This window comes from Aquabacterium sp. A3, from assembly GCF_038069945.1.
Lineage (GTDB): Bacteria > Pseudomonadota > Gammaproteobacteria > Burkholderiales > Burkholderiaceae_C > Aquabacterium.
Genome location: NZ_JBBPEV010000001.1, coordinates 1,060,832 through 1,078,014, shown reverse-complemented (window position 1 = coordinate 1,078,014; position 17,183 = coordinate 1,060,832). Strand labels below are relative to the sequence as shown.

Sequence of the window (17,183 nt, the reverse complement as noted above, 5' to 3'; positions counted from 1 at the left end):
AGTCGGAGCACACTCGTATACAGGCATGGACACGGTGATCATGCATGCCACGTTGGGTGCTTTTTGCGCGGTCTCGTGGCATGTGTCGATTGGGGGCGCTGATCATGATGTCAGCCGAATCGCGCAGCATTCGTTTCTGTATAACCACCATGATGGATTGCGCCCTGCAGAAGCCGACATTCCGTATGACCGATTTGCCCCGCCTGTACTGATTGGCTCTGATGTTTGGCTGGGGTCTGGTACAGCGGTCTGTCGCGGCCTCACCATCGGACACGGCGTGGCGGTTGGCGCCAATTCGGTTGTGACTCGCGATGTGCCTGATTTCGCTGTGGTGGTGGGCGCACCTGCGCGAGTGATTCGAATGAGGTTTACCGACGCAGTGATCGAGTTGTTGCTGCGGCTGCGGTGGTGGGACTGGGATGACGGCTTGATTCGCCAGCACTTTGCCGTACTTTCGTCTCAACCTGACGTCGGTCGGTTGAGGGAGTTGGTGGCGGAGTTGAGGGCTTGATGGCGCGGCTGCCTTTCACATGGCCCCGGCTGCTCAAGGCGCTTGTATCGCTGTGCCTGCTGGCTTATGTGGTGTGGCTGGTGGATTGGCACCAGGTTGCAGCACTTTGGCGGGACGGCCGCTTGTACCAGTTGTGGCCTGGACCGTTGCTCTTGACCCTTGGCTTGTGGGTGGCTGCTGCGCGCTGGCGGCTGATGCTGGCGGCTCAGGGGGTCGAGATTTCCCATCGCCAGGCCCTGACCCTTTATTGGCGAGCAACCTTCTTTGGGGTGTTTTTGCCCGGGGTGATTGGTGGTGATGTGGTTCGTGCCGTGCTGTGTCAGCGAGCCACGGGTGCCAACCCCGCTGTCATTGCGTTCGGCATCGCCGCCGAACGGCTGGCCGGGATGTGGTGCTTGGCAGCCATCGGCACCATTGGGGTCTTGTTGTTGCCAGACGCCCTGAAGTCGGCCTTCAGTGTTTCATTGATCGGTCTGACCCCCGCCATGGCCTTGCTGATACCGCTGCTGGTGTGGGCAGCGTTGTGTGGTCGTCATGTGCTGGCCAAGTTGACCCGGCCTCTCTGGGTGGCGACTCTGTCGGCAGCCGTCGTGAGGATGATGGATTCGCTCGCACGAGTGCCGGCTGGCGTCTTCTCGAAAGTGCTGGTTGCGGGCCTGGTGTTTCAGTTCAGCGAAATTCTCGTGTTTGCCTTGTTTGGGCACATCCTTGGCTTGACCGTTCCCTGGCACGTCTGGATGTTTGTCGTGCCTTTGGTTTATCTGGCCACGGTACTGCCAGTCTCCGTTGGTGGGTTGGGTGTGCGAGAGGGGGCCCTGGTGTGGTTGCTGGCACAGGCCGGTGTTGTCAGTGCTTCGGCGGCCTTGCTGGCATTGTTGATCTACTTGAATCGTGTTGTCACGGCGAGTGTCGGGGCCGTGCTAGATGGCACAGATGAGCGATTAACTCTCAAACCCCCGCCGCTCTTTGATCAGCTCGATAAGTGACTCGGAGTCATCTTCGAACTTGCGGCAGAAGAGGGCCTCGCCTGGGCCATAAAAGTCGCTGACAACGCTTGTGGATTGTGCGGTAAGGTCTTGTACGTGTTTCATTGTGATCACAGCCGGATTCGCGCCGCCTTGGGACCAGTCTGTGTATGTCAGGTTGCGTTTGATTCGGTCACTGAACCGCGAGTTGGATATGATGGTGTGGAAGAATGATTCGTCCGGGCATTGAGTATTTTCAAAGAAGCGCACAATTTTCTTCTCACGCTCGGTGAATCTAACAATGTGCTCGGCAGATTGGCGGGTCAGGCACCACCAGGTGCTGCCTCCATAAGGTTTTATTTCTCCAAGGTGTTGGTGTACGCTTCGGGTTTTTGGTGTCATTCCAATAAATAGCTTTATTCTCTCTGGAACAGTTTCAAGAGGGTTGCGTCCTGGCCTTTTTTTGTATTTTTCAAGCCGGCTCAACGGTTTTCCTGCCTGCTCTGATGGCATGGCAACGGTGTTAATAAACTCGGCCCCTGCATTTTTTTCAAAAAGCTTCTGATGTATGTCTGCGACTGAAGCGGGTAGTCTGCCCCGCTCAAAAGACAGAGGTAATCGGCTGCAGGGTTTTTGTCCAGCGCGGTGCGAATCAATTCTAGACAGGCCTCTACTTGGGAGAAATCTCCCCAATATACTTTATATCTATTTTTCGTGGCCATATCTCCAAGCCACGAAAACTCATGCGTGATGACTTTCGCGTCGAGGTGGACGTGGCACGATGAGTGATCGGATTGTAATGCATTTAAAAGTCTGCGTAGATGGTTTGGATTTTGGTGTGCAAGAATGAGGTAGGCTATTTTTAGCATATTTAATTCGTGTTTGGCTTAAATGCATTCCCATTGCTGCGGTGCAATTTTTGGGCGCTGAACACTGGCGTCTTGTTTTCTGGTCCATTGTTTAGGGCATATAGTCATCCCTGCTCGCGTTGAAAGCCACGCTGCCCACCAACTGAATGTGCTGTTGGCAATAATGTGGTGATGACAAAGGGACATTAGCCAAAGGTCATGTGCGGGTATGCTTGCGTCGGATTTGACTGCTGTATAATCAAATCCAAGATCTAGGTTTTGAGTGACCCAATCTGGGTCGTCAGAAAAAACAAGACAAGTTGTTATTTCTGTTTTCGATCTTATTATTTCTGCCGCATTCTTGTAGAAGAGGGCGTCACATGTGCCGTGATGCGCATTGGCGTTTGGGTTGCTTACGTAATCTCCTCGCCTTACATGTAAGCCAAGGCTGTTTGGTTTTTGGGCTTCTGATACCAGTTCGTTGGGGAATTTGATGGTTGATTTTGGCGAGAACTCTTTGAGTAATTCATTTCGAATATCGCGGAAGATATTTGGGTCTTGCCAAAAGCCCATGAGTCTGCCACTTTTTTTGTGGATTTATTGCTAATGAAGGGGTCTTCGTTGGTGCCTTCTCTTAGCCATGGTTGGCGTTTTAATATGATTCTTGGTATTTTGTCCACGCCTGCCGTGATGTTCCATGCGTTGAGTTCGAATGCGCGCTGTGTGTAACCTGATGCTTTGCGACTCAGGAAAGATGTATCTAAGTTGAGTCGCATGTCAAATTTTCGGGCCAAGGTCAAGCCGGCAGCATATTGGAACATCTGGTTGCCAAGTCCTCCTTGTAGCTCAACTGAAATTGTCCGGCTGTATGGGAGTTGGGGTAAATGCATTTTGTTTCAAAAGTTGCGTTATGTTGCGTGGTCGTGCGCTGCCTTAGCTTTTGCTTCTTGCCTGTTGATCTTGCGTGCTGTGCCTGTTGTGGGCAGCACGGCCCCTCATTGTTCAGATCAGAAGCATACAGACGATGTGAATTGCTTGGCCATAAACTTTTTCTTTAAGGCGGTCTTAAGGTGGATGCACTTATAGTGCTGTCATGTTGGAGTTTAAAATGATGAGCATTCAGCAACAGAGCTTTGATCAGCATATTCCCTTCAACCGGCCGTACATGACCGGGAAAGAACTGCATTACATAGCAGAAGCCAAGTTTGGGAATATGCTGGCGGGCGATGGGCGGTTCACCCAGGTTTGTCATGGCTGGTTTGAGCAGCGCACAGGGTGTGACAAGGCCTTGCTGACTCATTCGTGCACGGCGGCGCTTGAAATGGCAGCCCTGCTGCTTGATCTTGAGCCAGGTGATGAGGTCATCATGCCTTCGTACACCTTCGTGTCGACCGCCAATGCGTTCGTGCTTCGTGGTGCGGTCCCAGTGTTTGTGGATGTGCGTGAAGACACGTTGAACATCGACGAAACGTTGATCGAACAGGCGATCACATCGCGAACCAAGGCCATTGTGCCGGTTCATTATGCGGGGGTGGCCTGTGAGATGGACGCCATCATGGCGATCGCACAGCGGCATGGGCTCAAGGTGGTCGAGGATGCTGCCCAGGGTGTGATGTCTAAGTACAAAGGCCGCGCCTTGGGGACCATCGGGCACCTGGGAGCGTACAGCTTCCATGAGACCAAGAACGTGATCTCGGGGGAAGGTGGTGCGCTGCTGGTGAATGAGCCGACACTGGCGCTGCGGGCCGAGATCATTCGTGAAAAGGGTACCGATCGCAGTCGATTTTTTCGGGGTGAAGTAGACAAATACACCTGGCAAGAGGTGGGATCGTCTTTCTTGCCTGGCGAGATCATTGCCGCATTTTTGTGGGCGCAATTGCAGGAGGCAGACGACATCACTCGTCAGCGACTGAAGCTGTGGTCTGGGTATCATGCGGCGCTTGAGCCTTTGGAGCGGCAGGGGCTTTTGCGTCGGCCTGTGGTGCCGGTCAGCTGCCAGCACAACGCCCACATGTACTACGTGTGCATCAATCCGAAGCTGGACCGGCAGGAGGTGCTTAGCCTAATGAAATCGCACGGCGTGCATGCCGTATTTCATTATGTGCCATTGCACAACGCCCCTGCGGCACAGCGCTATGCACGGGTTGCTGGCAGCATGTCAGTAACAGATCGACAGGCGGCTTGTTTGATCAGGCTGCCCTTGTGGATTGGGATGTCTGAGGCTCAGCAGCAGCGTGTGGTCGCCGCGCTCAGGTGCTCTATCCAATGATCGGCGATATCGCAAAGACGACCGAGTGGATATGTTGACCGCAGATCAGGGTAGTGCGGTCAAGTCTGCTGCAACCAATGTCAAGCCTGGGTTTGAGCTTGACGCCACCAATGCCTGCAAGGGGGTGGCTTTGCTGCTGCTGCTATGGCATCACCTGTTCTATAAACATCCAGAATATGGTGTGTGGGTTTACCAAAGCGCGTTGTTCGCCAAAGTATGTGTGGCCATTTTTGTGCTGTTGAGCGGTTACGGCTTTTCCAGGTCAGTCAGTGCCGCTCCAGCAGGCGTTGCGCACTTCTATAGAACCCGACTTGTCCCCCTGTACATGAACTACTGGTTTGTGGCGCTGATCTTTGTGACGATCGGTGTCTGTGCGGTGGGAGTGAGCCTGCAGGGCGCCTACAACGGGCAGCCGTACCTGAAGTTCCTTGTGCAGATGACGGGGCTGCATCGCTACGTCTATCCAGAGTATGGCTACAACGCGACCTGGTGGTACATGAGTGTGATCATTCCGCTCACGTTGTTGTTTCCACTCTTGCATCCACTGATGAAGGGGCACGGCGCCAAGGTGCTGACCGTGTTGCTGTTGCTCCTGCTGATCAAGAGACCCGTTGTACCGGTGCTTAACGAGTGGCTGTTTCCCTTCGCGTTAGGCATTTACATGGCGCAGCGCGAGACGATTTCCTTGATCGCCGCATACCTGCAGCGTCTGGGGCCGACCCGCTTTGCTGTTTTGTTCCTTGGGCTGGCGTTTGTGATGCTGTTCAGAACTTACAGCCCTGTGCTGTCAGGCACACGAATAGATTGGCTGTTCGCAGTCCTGATCATCGTGTTGACCTACGAGGTTGGGCGCCTCAGCAGGTTGCTTCAGCGTTCATTGGCTTACCTGGGCGGCCATCTCTTCAACATTTTCCTGTTTCACACATTCGTCTATGCGTACTTCTGGCGCGACTTCATTTATGCGTCGGGTCACCCAGCAGCCATTTTCGTGACCTTGCTGCTCGTCTGTTTGGCGGTGTCTGAAGTGCTGGAGAGAATCAAGCAGGCCATCGGATTTCACGTTGCAGTCCGCCGCCTCAGAGGACGGCCCGCAACAGAGTCTTGAATGCACTTGATCAGGTCGTGGCCTGGAGTCGTACCAGGCTGGCGTACAGTCCGTTGCGCTCTACAAGGGCGTCGTGGGGGCCCTGCTCGGCAATGCGGCCTTCCGACATCACGCAGATCTGATCTGCGTTTCGGATGGTGCTCAGGCGATGAGCGATCAGGATGAGTGTCTTGCTGCCGCGTAACGATTGAATCGAGCGCTGGATGACAGCCTCTGATTCTGAGTCGAGGGCCGAGGTGGCCTCGTCGAATATCCACACCGCAGCGTCACGATAGAGGGCGCGTGCGATGGCCAGCCGTTGGCGTTGGCCCCCGGAGAGTTTGCTGCCGTTGGTGCCGATCTCCGTGTCCAGGCCTGAGGGTTGCTCGGATACGAATGTCCACAAATTGGCGGCTCGCAGGCATTCTTCCACCCGGCGGCGGTCAACCGGTGTTTTGCTGGCGTACGCCACGTTCTCCGCGACCGTACCGTCAAACAGGATGATGTCTTGTGATACCACCGCGAAGTGCTGGCGAAGGCTGGCCAGTTTCAGTTCCGTGATGGGCGTACCGTCAAGCTCTATCCGTCCTTGAGACAACTCCGAAAAGCGCAGAAGCGTGTTGACCACGGTGGACTTGCCCGCCCCCGAGGCCCCTACCAACGCGATGGTTTGCCCAGGTGCGATGCGGAGGTTGAAGCCTTGCAGGGCAGGCGAAGGGGCGCCTTCGTAATGCACCCACGCATCCTTGAAGTCGATGCCGCCTTGACACGTTTGCATGATGCGCTGGCCATCGTCTCGTTCAAGTTTGGCGTCGAACAACTGAAAAGCCCCGGTGAGCGTGATCATGGCGCTGTTGAGTGGCTGAATGACATCGGTCAGATGGCGCAACGGCGAAATGGTCATCAACAAGGCGGTGAGGAACGAAACGAATTCGCCTACCGTGGCACCTCCTTGGGAGGCCTGGTGCAACGCGAGCATCAGAATGAAGGACACGCCAATGGCTGCGATGACCTGGGTGGTTGGCGTGATCAGGGAGCTGGCTGACACCTGTTTCATCAGCATGCGGCGCTGATGAAGGGCTTGCTCATCAAACCGGCGCATCTCAAAATCTGCTGCGTCAAAGGTTCTCACCACACGCCAGGCCCTGGCGTTGTCGTCGACGGTTCTGACCAGACGCTGGTTGCCGTGGTAAGCGGCATGGCCGATGCGTTGTAGCCGCTTTCTGATGAGCCGCACTGAAATGGCCAACAAGGGCATGCTGATGAACGCCAGCAGCGTGAGTTGCCAGTTCAGATAAAACAGGTAGGCCACCAGGAAGACCAGCGTGAAAAAGTCCCGTATGACACCAATGGCTGTGCTGCCAAGGATGCTGGAGGCAGATTGCGGTTCATTGACCACCTTGGCCACAAGCTGCCCTGAGCTCAGTCGTGTGAAAACGCTGGCATCGGCATGAACCAAAGCACGCATGAGGTCTTGTCGCATTGACAACACCACGGCACTGGTGGCGTAGTTCATGGTGAAGTTGCCCGCGTAATTGGCCAGACCTCGCACCAGAAACAGGCCAATCACCACCACTGGCACCATCCACAGTGGGTAATCGAGGCCATCCTGAAACCCAGAATCCAGCAGTTTTTTGAACAGCCATGGCACGACAGGCTCAACTGCGGAGCCAATGATGAACATGCCGATGGCAGCTCCAAACAACTGCCAGTGTTGCTTGGCGTAGGTAAGAATGCGTTGCCGGGTGGCTTTGAAATCTGAGTCGGTCATCTGATGGAAGCCTTAAGGCCAGCATGCGAGTTTAGCTGCTGAGGGATAATTTCCATGGGTGATCCGCACCTGAGAACGTCTGTGACCATCAAGCTTCCACTGATCTCTGTTTACATCGCAACGCGCAATCGTGAGTCGTTGCTGCAGCGTGCGATGTCATCTGTGTTGTCTCAGTCCTATCCGAACCTGGAGTTGCTGGTGGTGGACGACGCATCGACCGACGGTACATCCCGGGTGTTGGCAAATTGGTCGGAGCGTGATCCGCGTGTTCGCTTCAGCGTGCTCAGCGCTCCGGCTGGCGCTCCGTTCGCCAGAAACCAGGCCATCCGAATGGCCACTGGAGACTTCGTCACTGGCCTCGACGATGACGACATCTTTCTGCCCCAGCGCCTCGAGCTCTTCTTGAGCCATTGGCAAACCTTGAAGCCAGATCAAGACAAGGCATTTCTTTACTCTCAGACCCGGGCGGTCGGCCCTGGAGGGGCCGTGGAATCGCGGATGCCTGCCCAGGCGACCGTAGATTTGCTTTGCGTGAGCAATTGCATTGGGAATCAGGTATTTGCCCCTCGTGAGGCATTTTTGTCGGCAGGGGGCTTCACCGAGGGGCTTCCAGCCTGGCAAGACCTTGATTTGTGGCTGTCCATGATGCGTTTGGGTCTCAAGGGCCATCTTGTTGATGAGGTGACGATGGAGCTGGACGCGTCGCCTCGTGGGGACCGGATTTCAGACCAGGCCAGGACCCGCATTGAGGCAGCCCGTGACGCCTTGTTGGCCCGCCATGTGTGGCTCAGCCATGCTCAACGCCGAGATCTGTACCTTCAGTCCTTGTCCAGGCATTACAACTTCGACATTCGGTGGCGTGATGTCGCTACGGTCTGGCGCCTCGACCCCACTCGTCAGACCACCCGACGGGTACTCAGTCTCTGGTGGCGGAGACTGAGAGGGCGATGACGTCTCCCCATGGTCAGTTTGGATGGCGCCGACGCAGAGCGCTTGCGAGCGCGCGGGCCTTCAGAACATAGTGATCTCGGTGCCGTCCCAAGATCTTCTTGCGCAGATGAATGAGGTGCAAGGCGTCAGCTGCGCGGCCTGCAGCCATGAGGCTTTTGATCAGCTTTCTGGCATGCTGGCCAGCGATGATTTCAGCAGGGGCTTCATCAAGCCAGGCGCGAAGCTCGGCAGGCTCCATGGCGTGTGCGAAGTTGTGCATGCCATGAAATCCAAAGCTGCGGCGATAAGGACCGTATTCACAGGCGAAGGCTTGGGCCATAGGCAATGGGGCCAGTCTGATGCCATGCTTGGTTTCAAGTGCGTGCCGCTGATGCACACAGATGGTCATGTCTTCGGGCTCGCCAGCAGGGCTGGGCAGGTGCCGGCTTGCGTCCAGCAGCTTTCGTGATCGAAGAGAGAAGCCGCCGTTTCCGACCAGTCCAGGGTGACCTCCGTGGTACCAAGGTGCACCGATGTAATCTACCGTCAGATATTCGTCGCGCCACAGTTCTGGATGGGAGATGAACCCGTCCCATTGAATGACGAGCACATGTTCAGTGTGTACGTGCGCGTGAAGCTCATGCAACATGAATCGGGAGTAGTCATCAATGTTGCGCAGGGCAGGGATGGCGCCAAATCTGATTCCAGTGTGTTGAAGGTCTGGATGGTGGCTGAAACCGACATCGCCCAGAAACAGCACGTCACCGAAGTCAATGAAGCGCATGCTGTGCTTCAAAGCGTGGATGGCTTGCGCCGCCGCACGGGTATCCACACAGCAAAGTGTGACCCCCGAGAGATTCAACCTTGATGACGACATGGCGTGACGATGGCTCTCTCAGGTTCGGAGAGTTGGCTGGCGCATTTGTTTCCACCTGGCCATCAGCCAGCGTGCCAGCACGTAGCGCTTGGGATGCAGCAGCATGCCCCGGGCATGCTTGCTCAGTTTGGCGTGCCTGGTGTCAGCTTGTTGTGCCGCTGCCAGCAGGGCAGGAGTGTTCATGGTGAGCGAAGACAAGCCGGCAGCAAGAAGGGCTTCCAAGTCAGCCCGACTCACCCGTGGAATGGCCCCGGCATGGCGAATGGCAATCACCACGTTCGACAGCACGGCCACGTTGGCTTGTTGCTCGAGCTCTTGACTTTCGTTCAGCATCTTGATGGCACGCAGCGGAGAAGCCAGGGAGGTGGCCTGATCCATGCAGCGAGAGAACGTCTGGTGTCTGGTGATGCTGCCAGGCCGCACCCGGTACCGAAAAAGTGCATGTGGCACATACATGATCGTGCTTGCTTTGGCGATCAGCAAAGGGACCGTGATGTTGTCTTCATAGCACCGTCCTGGAGGAAAGATCTGAGGAGCCATGCTCTCAAGCAGCGAGCGACGAAATATTCGACAGCATGAGGACATGAAGTTGTCTCGGAATGCGGCGATGAGGGCGTGTTGCGCCGAGACAGTTTGCAGCGCAGGCAGAGAATGACGCAGGGGCTCGTCATGCTCGCCGGAGCGCCACAAGATGGCATCCATCGTGAGAATGTCAGGCTGACGTTCGCGAAGATGTTGTCTCGCGACGGCGATGGCCTCGCTGCACAACACATCGTCAGAATCGATGAAGCATACGTAGTCGCCGTGGCAGTGCGCATAGGCCACGTTGCGCGCCACGGAGAGTCCCTGGTTCGGTTGATGCACCACTTGGATCAAGTCAGGGTAACGCGCCGCCCATTTGTCGCACACGCTCCCTGACTCATCCGTGCTGCCGTCGTTGATCAAAATGATTTGATCGGTGTTTGCGCAGGCCGTCACCACGCTGGCAAGGCAGTCGTCCAGAAAGCTCTGGACGTTGTAAACCGGGATCAGGAACGAAATGTTGGGCAGCATGTGTCAGCGGAATGGGTCGGGCTGAGCCAAGTGCTGCTGCACATAGTCCGCCACGCCCTCATCCAGGGAGTGAAATTTCTCGCTGAAACCTGCTTGTCGCAGCTTGTCCATCCGCGCCTCTGTGAAATATTGATAATTGGGCCTGATGCTCTCAGGCATATCGATGTACTCGATGCTCACAGGTTTGGCCAATGCCTTGCCAATGGCTTGCACCAAGTCCACGAAGCTACGCGCCTGCCCCGTTCCCAGGTTGAATATCCCGGATGCCTTTGGATTGTCCAGCAGCCACATCATGACATTGCAGCAGTCTTTGACATAGACAAAGTCTCGCAGTTGGCCGCCGTCCTCATAGCCCTCCTTGTGAGACTTGAAAAGGCGAATCGTCTCGCCACGTGCCACCAGCGCCGTGTTCTTGGCCACCAGGCTTTTCATGTCCCCCTTGTGGTATTCATTGGGGCCATACACATTGAAGAACTTCAGGCCAGCCCATTGAGGTGGGGCTTTTCCTTCGGCCGCCCGTTCAACTGCCCACTTGTCAAACTGGTGTTTTGACCATCCATAAAGATTCAAGGGGGACAGCTTGTCAAGCGCGTCGGGATTCTGGTTGTCCGCGAAGCCTTGCGCGCCGTCACCATAGGTTGCAGCCGACGATGCATAGATGAACGGCGTGCCGTGGAGCGTGCACCATCGCCACCAGGCCATCGTGGCGTGCAGATTCACGTGGAGAATCTCGTCGCCATCGGTGGAAGTGGTGGAAGAGTTGGCCCCCATGTGAAAGACCGCGTCGGCTCGCTCGAGTTTGGGCAGCAGTTGGTCCAACGACCGATAGTCCACCAAGTCCAAGAAGCGCCGTTTGGCGATGTTCTTCCACTTACCTTGGGTACCAAGATCGTCCACCAGGAGCAAGTCGGTACGGCCTCGGGCGTTGAGGTCGGCCACGATGTTCGACCCGATGAAGCCTGTGGCGCCTGTGATGATGATCATGGTGGCAGGCCCTTCAAAAGTTCAATGGTGAATGAGCGGTGACAGCAGCCCCACCACCTCATCCACCGAGATGGCGGCAAGGCTGGTGGCCTTCACGTTGTGCAGTGTGGCCGGATCATGATCCAGCGTGGCGCGTGCGCCGATGATCACATGGGTGGGTGTGCCCACTGCGGCCGATACGTTGACCATGCCGGTGTCGTTGCCCACGCAGTGGTCACAGAGCTTCAATGCGGCGGCGCTGCCCATCACGGGCGCGTCGGTGATCACCATGAAGCCGGCCTTGAGGTCGTTGGGCACTTGCGCGGCCAGGTCTTGCGCCATGGCTTTTTCGGCGGGGCCGCCCAGCACCAGCACGCCACAGCCGGCCTTCAACAAGCGGCAGGCCAGTTGCGCATAGCGATCGATGCCCCACTGCTTGTGGGTTTCGCTGGTGCCGATGGCCAGTGCCACCCGCGGGCGGGGCAGCGACGCCAGACGTGCTTGCATCGTGGTCATGGCACTGTCAGGCACGTCCATCTTCGGCGCAAATGGCGCCGGGATGAAGCCATGCGCCAGCATGAAGGCCTCCGACTCTGGAAACACTGCCAGCGACGGGCCCTGGTACGGCTGGATGTAGGGCCCTTGCGTGAGAAAGACGCGCTGCAGCCAGCGGTAGCCAAAACCCAGGCGCACCGGGATACCGCTCAGCCCGGCGATGAGGCCCCGGCTGGCCCGGCCAGAAAACAAGACGAGCCGGTCATAGCGACCGGCTTTGAGTTCTTGGGCCATGCGCCACATGCCGCGCAGGCCAGCATGGCGCCCTCGGCGCTTTTCGCCCCGGCGTGGACGGTGGTCGTGGTCGATCACGGCCTCCACCCAGGGCTCGTGGCCAATGAAATGCTTGGCCAGGGTGGAGGGTTGCGCCACCACGGTGACCTTGCCGTTGGCGCTGAGCTCGGCCAGGCGCTTGAAATAGGGGATGTGCCACACCAGATCGCCAATGCCGGTGTATTGCAGCAGGACGACGGTGCGTGGTGGGTGCTGGGGGGAACTCATGAGTCAGGGCAGCGTGAAGCCGCTATTGTGCCAAGCGTTGCGGGTGTTCTATTTCGTTGGACAATCCGGGTTGGATTTGTGGAGCGCCCATGTCAACCCTGTTTCTGGACAATCTCAAGGAGCACGCGGCCGTGTTCGAGGCCCTGCCGGCCCTCTTGCCCCTGGTGAACGAAGCGGGGGCGCTGATGGCGCAGGCGGTCAAGGCCGGGGGCAAGGTGATGTTTTGCGGCAATGGTGGGTCTGCCGCAGATTCGCAGCATCTGGCTGCCGAGTTCACCGGGCGCTTCATCAAAGACCGTGCGCCGCTGGCCGGTCTGGCCCTGTCCACGGATTCGTCGGCGCTCACCTGCATCGGCAACGATTACAGCTTTGACGAGGTGTTTGCCCGTCAGGTGTTGGGCTTGGGTCGCGCCGGGGATGTGCTGGTGGCGATTTCCACCTCGGGCAACTCGCGCAATGTGTTGCGTGCGGTGGATGAGGCCCGTGCCTTGGGCATCAAGGTGGTGGGTTTTCTGGGGCGCGATGGCGGCGCGCTGAAGCCGCTGTGCGACGTGGCCATCGTGGTGCCCAGCCAGGTCACCGCGCGCATCCAGGAGGCACACATCCTGATCGGCCACACCTTGTGCGGCCTTGTTGAACAACACCTGGACCTGGCCTGAGCCCATGCCGATCATCGTGAACAAAGACCTCTTGGGGGCCCGCCGTGTGCTGGTGGTGGGCGATGTGATGCTGGACCGCTACTGGTTTGGCGCGGTTGAGCGCATCTCGCCCGAGGCACCGGTGCCGGTGGTGCGCGTGGCCCAAGAGCAAGAGCGCGTGGGCGGCGCGGCCAACGTGGCCTTGAACATCAAGACGCTGGGCGGGCAGGTGACGCTGTTGAGCGTGGTGGGGCAAGACGAGCCTGCGCGCCGCCTGCAGCAGTTGCTGGAGGGGCATGGCGTGGCCACCGTGCTGGGCCAAGACCCTCGCATGCAGACCATCGTCAAGCTGCGCGTGATCGGGCGCAATCAGCAGCTGCTGCGCGTCGATTTTGAGCGCGAGCCCGACCACGAGGTGCTGGGGCAGATGCTGGGCGATTTCGAGCGCGAACTGGCCAGCCATGACGTGGTGCTGTTTTCGGACTACGGCAAAGGCGGGCTGGCCCACATTCCGCGCATGATCGAGCTGGCCCGTCAGGCCGGCAAGGCCGTGCTGATCGACCCCAAGGGCAGCGATTACAGCCGCTACGCGGGGGCCACCGTCATCACCCCCAACCGGGCCGAGCTGCAGCAGGTGATTGGCGCCTGGAAGGACGAGGCCGAACTGGTGGCCAAGGCCCAGGCCTTGCGCGCCCAGTTGAACCTGCAGGCCCTGCTGCTGACCCGGTCCGAAGAGGGCATGACCCTATTTGAAGCCGATCACGTGGCCACGGTGCAGGCCCAGGCCCGTGAGGTGGCTGATGTGACCGGTGCGGGCGACACCGTGATCGGCACCCTGGCCCTGATGCTGGCCTGCGGCCTGTCGCTGGAAGACGCCATGGGCCACGCCAACCGCGCTGGCGGCCTGGTGGTGGCCAAGTTCGGCACGGCCACGCTCACGTACGAGGAGTTGTTTGCGTGAGCGACCATGACTTGATCGACAAAATCTGCGCCCGCGAACACATCGCCGCGCGCATGGCCGAGCTGCCCAAGCCGGTGGTCTTCACCAACGGCGTGTTTGATGTGCTGCACCGGGGCCATGTGAGCTACCTGCATGCCGCCCGCCAGCTGGGCGGCTCGCTGGTGGTGGCGGTCAACAGTGATGCCTCTGCGCGCCTGCTGGGCAAGGGACCTGACCGCCCGCTGAACAAGGACATCGACCGCGCGGCCGTGCTGGCCGGGCTGGCGTCGGTGTCGCTGGTCACGTTCTTCGATGAGCGCACCCCCGTCGATTTGATCAAGGAGGCGCGCCCCGACATCTACGTCAAGGGCGGCGACTACGACATGGAAACGCTGGAGGAGACCCGCGTGGTGCGCTCGTGGGGTGGTGAGGCCCTGGCGATTCCGTTTGTGGACGGTTTCTCCACGACCTCGCTGGTGCAGCGCATCCGTGCCGGACAGTCAGCGCCGGCGGCGCGCAAGGCCGCCTTTCTGGACCGCGACGGCGTCATCAACCTGGATCGGGCCTATGTGCACCAGTGGGACGAGTTCGAGTTCGTGCCCGGGGCCGTGGACGCCATGCGCCGCCTGCGCGAGGCCGGCTATGCGCTCATCGTGGTCACCAACCAGTCTGGCCTGGCGCGCGGCATGTACACCGAGGCGCAGTTTCAGACGCTGACCGCGCGCATGTGCGAAGCGCTGGCCGCCGCTGGCGCGCAGGTCGAGGCGGTGTACCACTGCCCGCATCACCCCAAAGGCAAGGTGCCCGAGCTGGCGGTGGACTGCGACTGCCGCAAGCCCGAACCCGGCATGATCTTGCGGGCGGTGCGCGAGCACGGCCTGTCGCTTGAGCAATCGTTCATGGTGGGCGACAAGCCATCAGACATCGAGGCTGCGCGCGCTGCGGGCCTGGGGCGCGCTTACATCGTCCAGTCTGACAATGCCGAGTCAACCGACGGGCTGGCCGGGGCCGACGCGGCTTATGCAGATTTGGCCAGCTGCGTGGATGCGTTGCTGAAGTCGGCCTGAACCTGAAGCAGCGGCATCTGGCATCAAGCCGCGCGGCGCTTGCCGGTGGCCCGCTGATACACCCCCAGGTTGCCCTCAACCATCGCGTCCACCGAGAAGCGATCGATCACCCACTGGCGGCCAGCCGCCCCGTAGCGTTGGCGCAACTCGGCCGAGCCCAGCACCTTGTTGAGTTCGTGCACCAGCGCGGCGGTGTCTCCCGGCGTGATCAGCTCGCCATTGAGCCCAGGCTGGATGATTTCAGGGATGCCACCTGCCCGCCCGCCCACAAGCGGCACCCCGCAGGCGGCGGCCTGCAGCAGCGACACGCCCAGGCCCTCCATGTGGGCCGGGTGGGCCAGCACATCCAGGCAGGGCAGGATGCGGTCGAGGTCTTTGCGAAAGCCCGGCAACTGCACGTGCTTGGCCAGCAAGGGGTCGGATTGCACCCGCGTGTGGATCTCGTCCCACAGCGGCCCTTGGCCGAACAGGATCACCTTGAGGTGAGGGTGCTGGGTCAGCACCTCGGGCAGGGCGTCCAGCAGCGTGACATGCCCCTTGCGGGCGATGAACTGCGCCACCATGCCGATGGTCAACTCGTGGTCGGCCACACCGAAGGTCTGGCGGAACCAGGCCAGGTGCGAGCGATCGGGTCGGTAGCGCTCGGTGTCGACCGCGCTGAGCACGCAGTGCACCTTGGCGGGCGGCACACCTTCGGACAGCAGCACCTGGCGGATGCCGTCCGAGATGGTCACCACCTCGTCATAGAGGCGGTATTTCAGGCTCACCACCCAGCGCGCCTCTGGGTTATCAACCCGGCGGCTGAGCACCACGGGCACGCCTTCAAGCCGGCCGGCCAGCGCGCCCCACAGGTCGCTGCCACGCCGACTGTGCAGGTGCACAACATCGGGCTTCACGGCGCGGATCAGCCTGCGCAGGCGACCCGTGAGGCCCATGTCGGCATCGCCGCGCATCGTCATCTCGACCACCTGGGCGTGTGGTGCGGCCTCAGCGGCGATGGCGCTGCCGGTGGGGCAGGCCAGTACGCAGTCAATGCCACGGGCTTTGAGGCCGCGCAACAAAAAGACCACCTGCAGCGCACCGCCATACAGGTGCATGCCGGCTTCGACGTGCAGCACCTTCATGACTGCGTCTCCAGCTGAACGATGGCCGCTTGCAGCACGCGCTCGGTGGTCAGCCCCGTCATGCAGGTGAAGGCGCCGTTGCAGGTGGGGCGACGGCGGCAGGGTGAGCAGGGCAGGGCGTCGTACAGGATGCGTGTTCGGGCGGTCGGGCCCTCCCGATAGGGACGCGTCGAGCCGAAGAGCGCCACGGTCGGGATGCGCAGCGCCGAGCCCATGTGTGTCAGGCCCGTGTCCACCCCCACCAGCAGCTGCGCGTCGGCGATCAGCGCCACGCTTTCATCGAGCTTCAAGGCGCCGGCCAGGTTCAGCAACTGCGGTTGGCCCGCGCAGATGCGTTCGGCCGCTTCGCGGTCGGCGGGGCCGCCCAGCACCACGGGTTGCAGCCCACGCGCCAGCATCTGCCGGCCGAGTTCGGACCAGTTGGCTTCCACCCAATGCTTTTGCGGGCGGGTGGTGAAGGGGGCCAACACCACCAAGGGCCTGGCGCCCGGGGCGTTCTCCCCAGCCGCCTGCAGGCGCTCACGCAGCACCTCGCGAGCGCGCGCGCGCTGCGCTTCACCCACGGCCAGGTCGTGCACAAAACTGCCCTGTGGCGCGCCCAGGTAATGGGCCACGTAGCGGTACTCCGAGCCCATCACCGGGTCGGCCCCAGGCGGTGGCGTGACCACCTCGTGAACCAGCCGGTGGCTGCCCTCTCGGGCGATGATGCTGACGCGCCGGGGCGCGCCGGTGAACCAGGCCACCAGGCCGCTCTTGAGCAGGCCCTGGCCATCGAGCACGAGGTCGAATTGCTCGGCCTTCAGTTGGGCCCGGAAGGTGCGGATGGCGCGCCACAGCGCCAGGTAGCGCCTGGCCTTGAGCAAGGCTTGCCACTCGCCACGCGGCCAGATGATGACCTGCTTGAGGCGCGGGTTGTGCTTGAGCAGCGGTGCGCACACCGGTTCGCACACCCAGGACACCTCGGCCCGAGGAAACCGCGCTTTCAGGGCGGGGATGAGGCCCGAGGCCATGACGATGTCGCCCAGGGCCGAGAGGCGGACGACAAGGATGCGACGGGGCTCGGGGTGCTTGGTGCTCATGGCATCAA

18 protein-coding genes and 1 pseudogene are annotated in these 17,183 nt (G+C 59.7%); 9 read left to right on the top strand and 10 right to left on the bottom strand.

Annotated features, from left to right (window positions below):
• Nucleotides 1–25 precede the first annotated feature (25 nt).
• Together WNB94_RS04755 and WNB94_RS04750 are read left to right on the top strand one after the other, a co-directional pair.
• Nucleotides 26–511 (top strand): CatB-related O-acetyltransferase, encoded by a 486-nt coding sequence (locus tag WNB94_RS04755; RefSeq protein WP_341388735.1) that lies wholly within the window; start codon nucleotides 26–28, stop codon nucleotides 509–511.
• Nucleotides 511–1,497, top strand: coding sequence for a lysylphosphatidylglycerol synthase transmembrane domain-containing protein (locus WNB94_RS04750; protein ID WP_341389952.1), 987 nt, complete (start codon nucleotides 511–513; stop codon nucleotides 1,495–1,497). The genes WNB94_RS04755 and WNB94_RS04750 overlap by 1 nt, the downstream gene beginning before the upstream one ends.
• Here the strand turns inward: WNB94_RS04750 and WNB94_RS04745 are convergent.
• The 3 genes from WNB94_RS04745 to WNB94_RS04740 are packed head-to-tail and all read right to left on the bottom strand — an operon-like array spanning nucleotide 1,453 to nucleotide 2,897.
• Nucleotides 1,453–1,989: a beta-1,6-N-acetylglucosaminyltransferase gene (locus tag WNB94_RS04745; RefSeq protein ID WP_341388734.1), complete on the bottom strand. Its 537-nt coding sequence runs from the start codon at nucleotides 1,987–1,989 to the stop codon at nucleotides 1,453–1,455. The genes WNB94_RS04750 and WNB94_RS04745 overlap by 45 nt on opposite strands.
• On the bottom strand, nucleotides 1,959–2,345 hold the full coding sequence (locus WNB94_RS17190; RefSeq protein WP_445819020.1) for a beta-1,6-N-acetylglucosaminyltransferase: 387 nt from the start codon (nucleotides 2,343–2,345) through the stop codon (nucleotides 1,959–1,961). Before WNB94_RS17190 ends, WNB94_RS04745 begins: the two co-directional genes overlap by 31 nt.
• An 18-nt stretch (nucleotides 2,346–2,363) precedes the next feature.
• Nucleotides 2,364–2,897: an alpha-1,2-fucosyltransferase gene (locus tag WNB94_RS04740; RefSeq protein WP_341388733.1), complete on the bottom strand. Its 534-nt coding sequence runs from the start codon at nucleotides 2,895–2,897 to the stop codon at nucleotides 2,364–2,366.
• A 520-nt stretch (nucleotides 2,898–3,417) separates the two neighbouring features.
• Between WNB94_RS04740 and rffA the strand changes: the two genes are divergently transcribed.
• Together rffA and WNB94_RS04730 are read left to right on the top strand one after the other, a co-directional pair.
• On the top strand, nucleotides 3,418–4,593 hold the full coding sequence (rffA, locus tag WNB94_RS04735) for a dTDP-4-amino-4,6-dideoxygalactose transaminase (protein WP_341388731.1): 1,176 nt from the start codon (nucleotides 3,418–3,420) through the stop codon (nucleotides 4,591–4,593).
• Nucleotides 4,594–4,624: 31 nt separating this feature from the next.
• Entirely contained in the window at nucleotides 4,625–5,698 is a 1,074-nt protein-coding gene (locus WNB94_RS04730) for an acyltransferase family protein (RefSeq protein WP_341388729.1), read from the top strand.
• A 10-nt stretch (nucleotides 5,699–5,708) separates the two neighbouring features.
• Here WNB94_RS04730 and WNB94_RS04725 read toward each other — a convergent pair whose 3' ends face one another.
• Nucleotides 5,709–7,361, bottom strand: coding sequence for an ABC transporter ATP-binding protein (locus WNB94_RS04725; RefSeq protein ID WP_341389951.1), 1,653 nt, complete (start codon nucleotides 7,359–7,361; stop codon nucleotides 5,709–5,711).
• A gap of 168 nt (nucleotides 7,362–7,529) precedes the next feature.
• On the opposite strand from WNB94_RS04725, the gene WNB94_RS04720 reads away from it, so the two are divergent.
• Nucleotides 7,530–8,399, top strand: a complete 870-nt coding sequence (locus tag WNB94_RS04720) for a glycosyltransferase (RefSeq protein ID WP_341388728.1) — start codon at nucleotides 7,530–7,532, stop codon at nucleotides 8,397–8,399.
• 13 nt (nucleotides 8,400–8,412) lie between these two features.
• Here the strand turns inward: WNB94_RS04720 and WNB94_RS04715 are convergent, their stop codons facing one another.
• The 4 genes from WNB94_RS04715 to WNB94_RS04700 form a co-directional block, all read right to left on the bottom strand.
• The gene (locus WNB94_RS04715; RefSeq protein WP_341388727.1) at nucleotides 8,413–9,162 is read right to left on the bottom strand and encodes a DUF5672 family protein; all 750 of its coding nucleotides are present in this window, start codon (nucleotides 9,160–9,162) and stop codon (nucleotides 8,413–8,415) included.
• 111 nt (nucleotides 9,163–9,273) lie between these two features.
• Entirely contained in the window at nucleotides 9,274–10,308 is a 1,035-nt protein-coding gene (locus WNB94_RS04710; RefSeq protein ID WP_341388726.1) for a glycosyltransferase family 2 protein, read from the bottom strand.
• Nucleotides 10,309–10,311: 3 nt separating this feature from the next.
• On the bottom strand, nucleotides 10,312–11,292 hold the full coding sequence (rfaD, locus tag WNB94_RS04705; RefSeq protein WP_341388725.1) for an ADP-glyceromanno-heptose 6-epimerase: 981 nt from the start codon (nucleotides 11,290–11,292) through the stop codon (nucleotides 10,312–10,314).
• 21 nt (nucleotides 11,293–11,313) lie between these two features.
• On the bottom strand, nucleotides 11,314–12,327 hold the full coding sequence (locus WNB94_RS04700; protein ID WP_341388723.1) for a glycosyltransferase family 9 protein: 1,014 nt from the start codon (nucleotides 12,325–12,327) through the stop codon (nucleotides 11,314–11,316).
• An 89-nt stretch (nucleotides 12,328–12,416) separates the two neighbouring features.
• Here WNB94_RS04700 and WNB94_RS04695 point away from each other — a divergent pair, with 89 nt between their 5' ends.
• From WNB94_RS04695 to gmhB, 4 genes and pseudogenes are all read left to right on the top strand, one after another.
• Nucleotides 12,417–12,986, top strand: coding sequence for a D-sedoheptulose-7-phosphate isomerase (locus WNB94_RS04695; protein WP_341388722.1), 570 nt, complete (start codon nucleotides 12,417–12,419; stop codon nucleotides 12,984–12,986).
• Between the two features lie 4 nt (nucleotides 12,987–12,990).
• The gene (gene rfaE1 / locus WNB94_RS04690; RefSeq protein WP_341388721.1) at nucleotides 12,991–13,926 is read left to right on the top strand and encodes a D-glycero-beta-D-manno-heptose-7-phosphate kinase; all 936 of its coding nucleotides are present in this window, start codon (nucleotides 12,991–12,993) and stop codon (nucleotides 13,924–13,926) included.
• Nucleotides 13,927–13,979: 53 nt separating this feature from the next.
• Nucleotides 13,980–14,399, top strand: a pseudogene (rfaE2, locus tag WNB94_RS04685) (D-glycero-beta-D-manno-heptose 1-phosphate adenylyltransferase); the annotation flags it as partial.
• Nucleotides 14,382–14,972, top strand: a complete 591-nt coding sequence (gene gmhB / locus WNB94_RS04680; RefSeq protein WP_341389949.1) for a D-glycero-beta-D-manno-heptose 1,7-bisphosphate 7-phosphatase — start codon at nucleotides 14,382–14,384, stop codon at nucleotides 14,970–14,972. The pseudogene rfaE2 and the gene gmhB, both read left to right, overlap by 18 nt.
• 23 nt (nucleotides 14,973–14,995) lie before the next feature.
• Here gmhB and WNB94_RS04675 read toward each other — a convergent pair whose 3' ends face one another.
• Nucleotides 14,996–16,096 carry a glycosyltransferase family 4 protein gene (locus WNB94_RS04675; protein ID WP_341388720.1) on the bottom strand — a complete coding sequence of 367 codons (1,101 nt, stop codon included), beginning with the start codon at nucleotides 16,094–16,096 and terminating at the stop codon, nucleotides 14,996–14,998.
• A complete protein-coding gene (locus WNB94_RS04670) occupies nucleotides 16,093–17,175 on the bottom strand; it encodes a glycosyltransferase family 9 protein (RefSeq protein ID WP_341388719.1) in 1,083 nt (360 codons plus the stop codon). The genes WNB94_RS04675 and WNB94_RS04670 overlap by 4 nt, the downstream gene beginning before the upstream one ends.
• Nucleotides 17,176–17,183 lie beyond the last annotated feature (8 nt).

Coding starts and splice junctions, on each gene's coding strand:
- WNB94_RS04745 (WP_341388734.1), bottom strand. CDS start 1,989: ATGCCATCAGAGCAGGCAGGAAAACCGTTGAGCCGGCTTGAAAAATAC.
- WNB94_RS04725 (WP_341389951.1), bottom strand. CDS start 7,361: ATGTTCATCATTGGCTCCGCAGTTGAGCCTGTCGTGCCATGGCTGTTC.
- rfaE1 (WP_341388721.1), top strand. CDS start 12,991: ATGCCGATCATCGTGAACAAAGACCTCTTGGGGGCCCGCCGTGTGCTG.
- WNB94_RS04695 (WP_341388722.1), top strand. CDS start 12,417: ATGTCAACCCTGTTTCTGGACAATCTCAAGGAGCACGCGGCCGTGTTC.
- WNB94_RS04755 (WP_341388735.1), top strand. CDS start 26: ATGGACACGGTGATCATGCATGCCACGTTGGGTGCTTTTTGCGCGGTC.
- WNB94_RS04675 (WP_341388720.1), bottom strand. CDS start 16,096: ATGAAGGTGCTGCACGTCGAAGCCGGCATGCACCTGTATGGCGGTGCG.
- WNB94_RS04730 (WP_341388729.1), top strand. CDS start 4,625: ATGTTGACCGCAGATCAGGGTAGTGCGGTCAAGTCTGCTGCAACCAAT.
- WNB94_RS04740 (WP_341388733.1), bottom strand. CDS start 2,897: ATGGGCTTTTGGCAAGACCCAAATATCTTCCGCGATATTCGAAATGAA.
- rfaD (WP_341388725.1), bottom strand. CDS start 11,292: ATGATCATCATCACAGGCGCCACAGGCTTCATCGGGTCGAACATCGTG.
- WNB94_RS17190 (WP_445819020.1), bottom strand. CDS start 2,345: ATGCTAAAAATAGCCTACCTCATTCTTGCACACCAAAATCCAAACCAT.
- WNB94_RS04715 (WP_341388727.1), bottom strand. CDS start 9,162: ATGCGCTTCATTGACTTCGGTGACGTGCTGTTTCTGGGCGATGTCGGT.
- WNB94_RS04700 (WP_341388723.1), bottom strand. CDS start 12,327: ATGAGTTCCCCCCAGCACCCACCACGCACCGTCGTCCTGCTGCAATAC.
- rffA (WP_341388731.1), top strand. CDS start 3,418: ATGTTGGAGTTTAAAATGATGAGCATTCAGCAACAGAGCTTTGATCAG.
- WNB94_RS04750 (WP_341389952.1), top strand. CDS start 511: ATGGCGCGGCTGCCTTTCACATGGCCCCGGCTGCTCAAGGCGCTTGTA.
- WNB94_RS04670 (WP_341388719.1), bottom strand. CDS start 17,175: ATGAGCACCAAGCACCCCGAGCCCCGTCGCATCCTTGTCGTCCGCCTC.
- WNB94_RS04710 (WP_341388726.1), bottom strand. CDS start 10,308: ATGCTGCCCAACATTTCGTTCCTGATCCCGGTTTACAACGTCCAGAGC.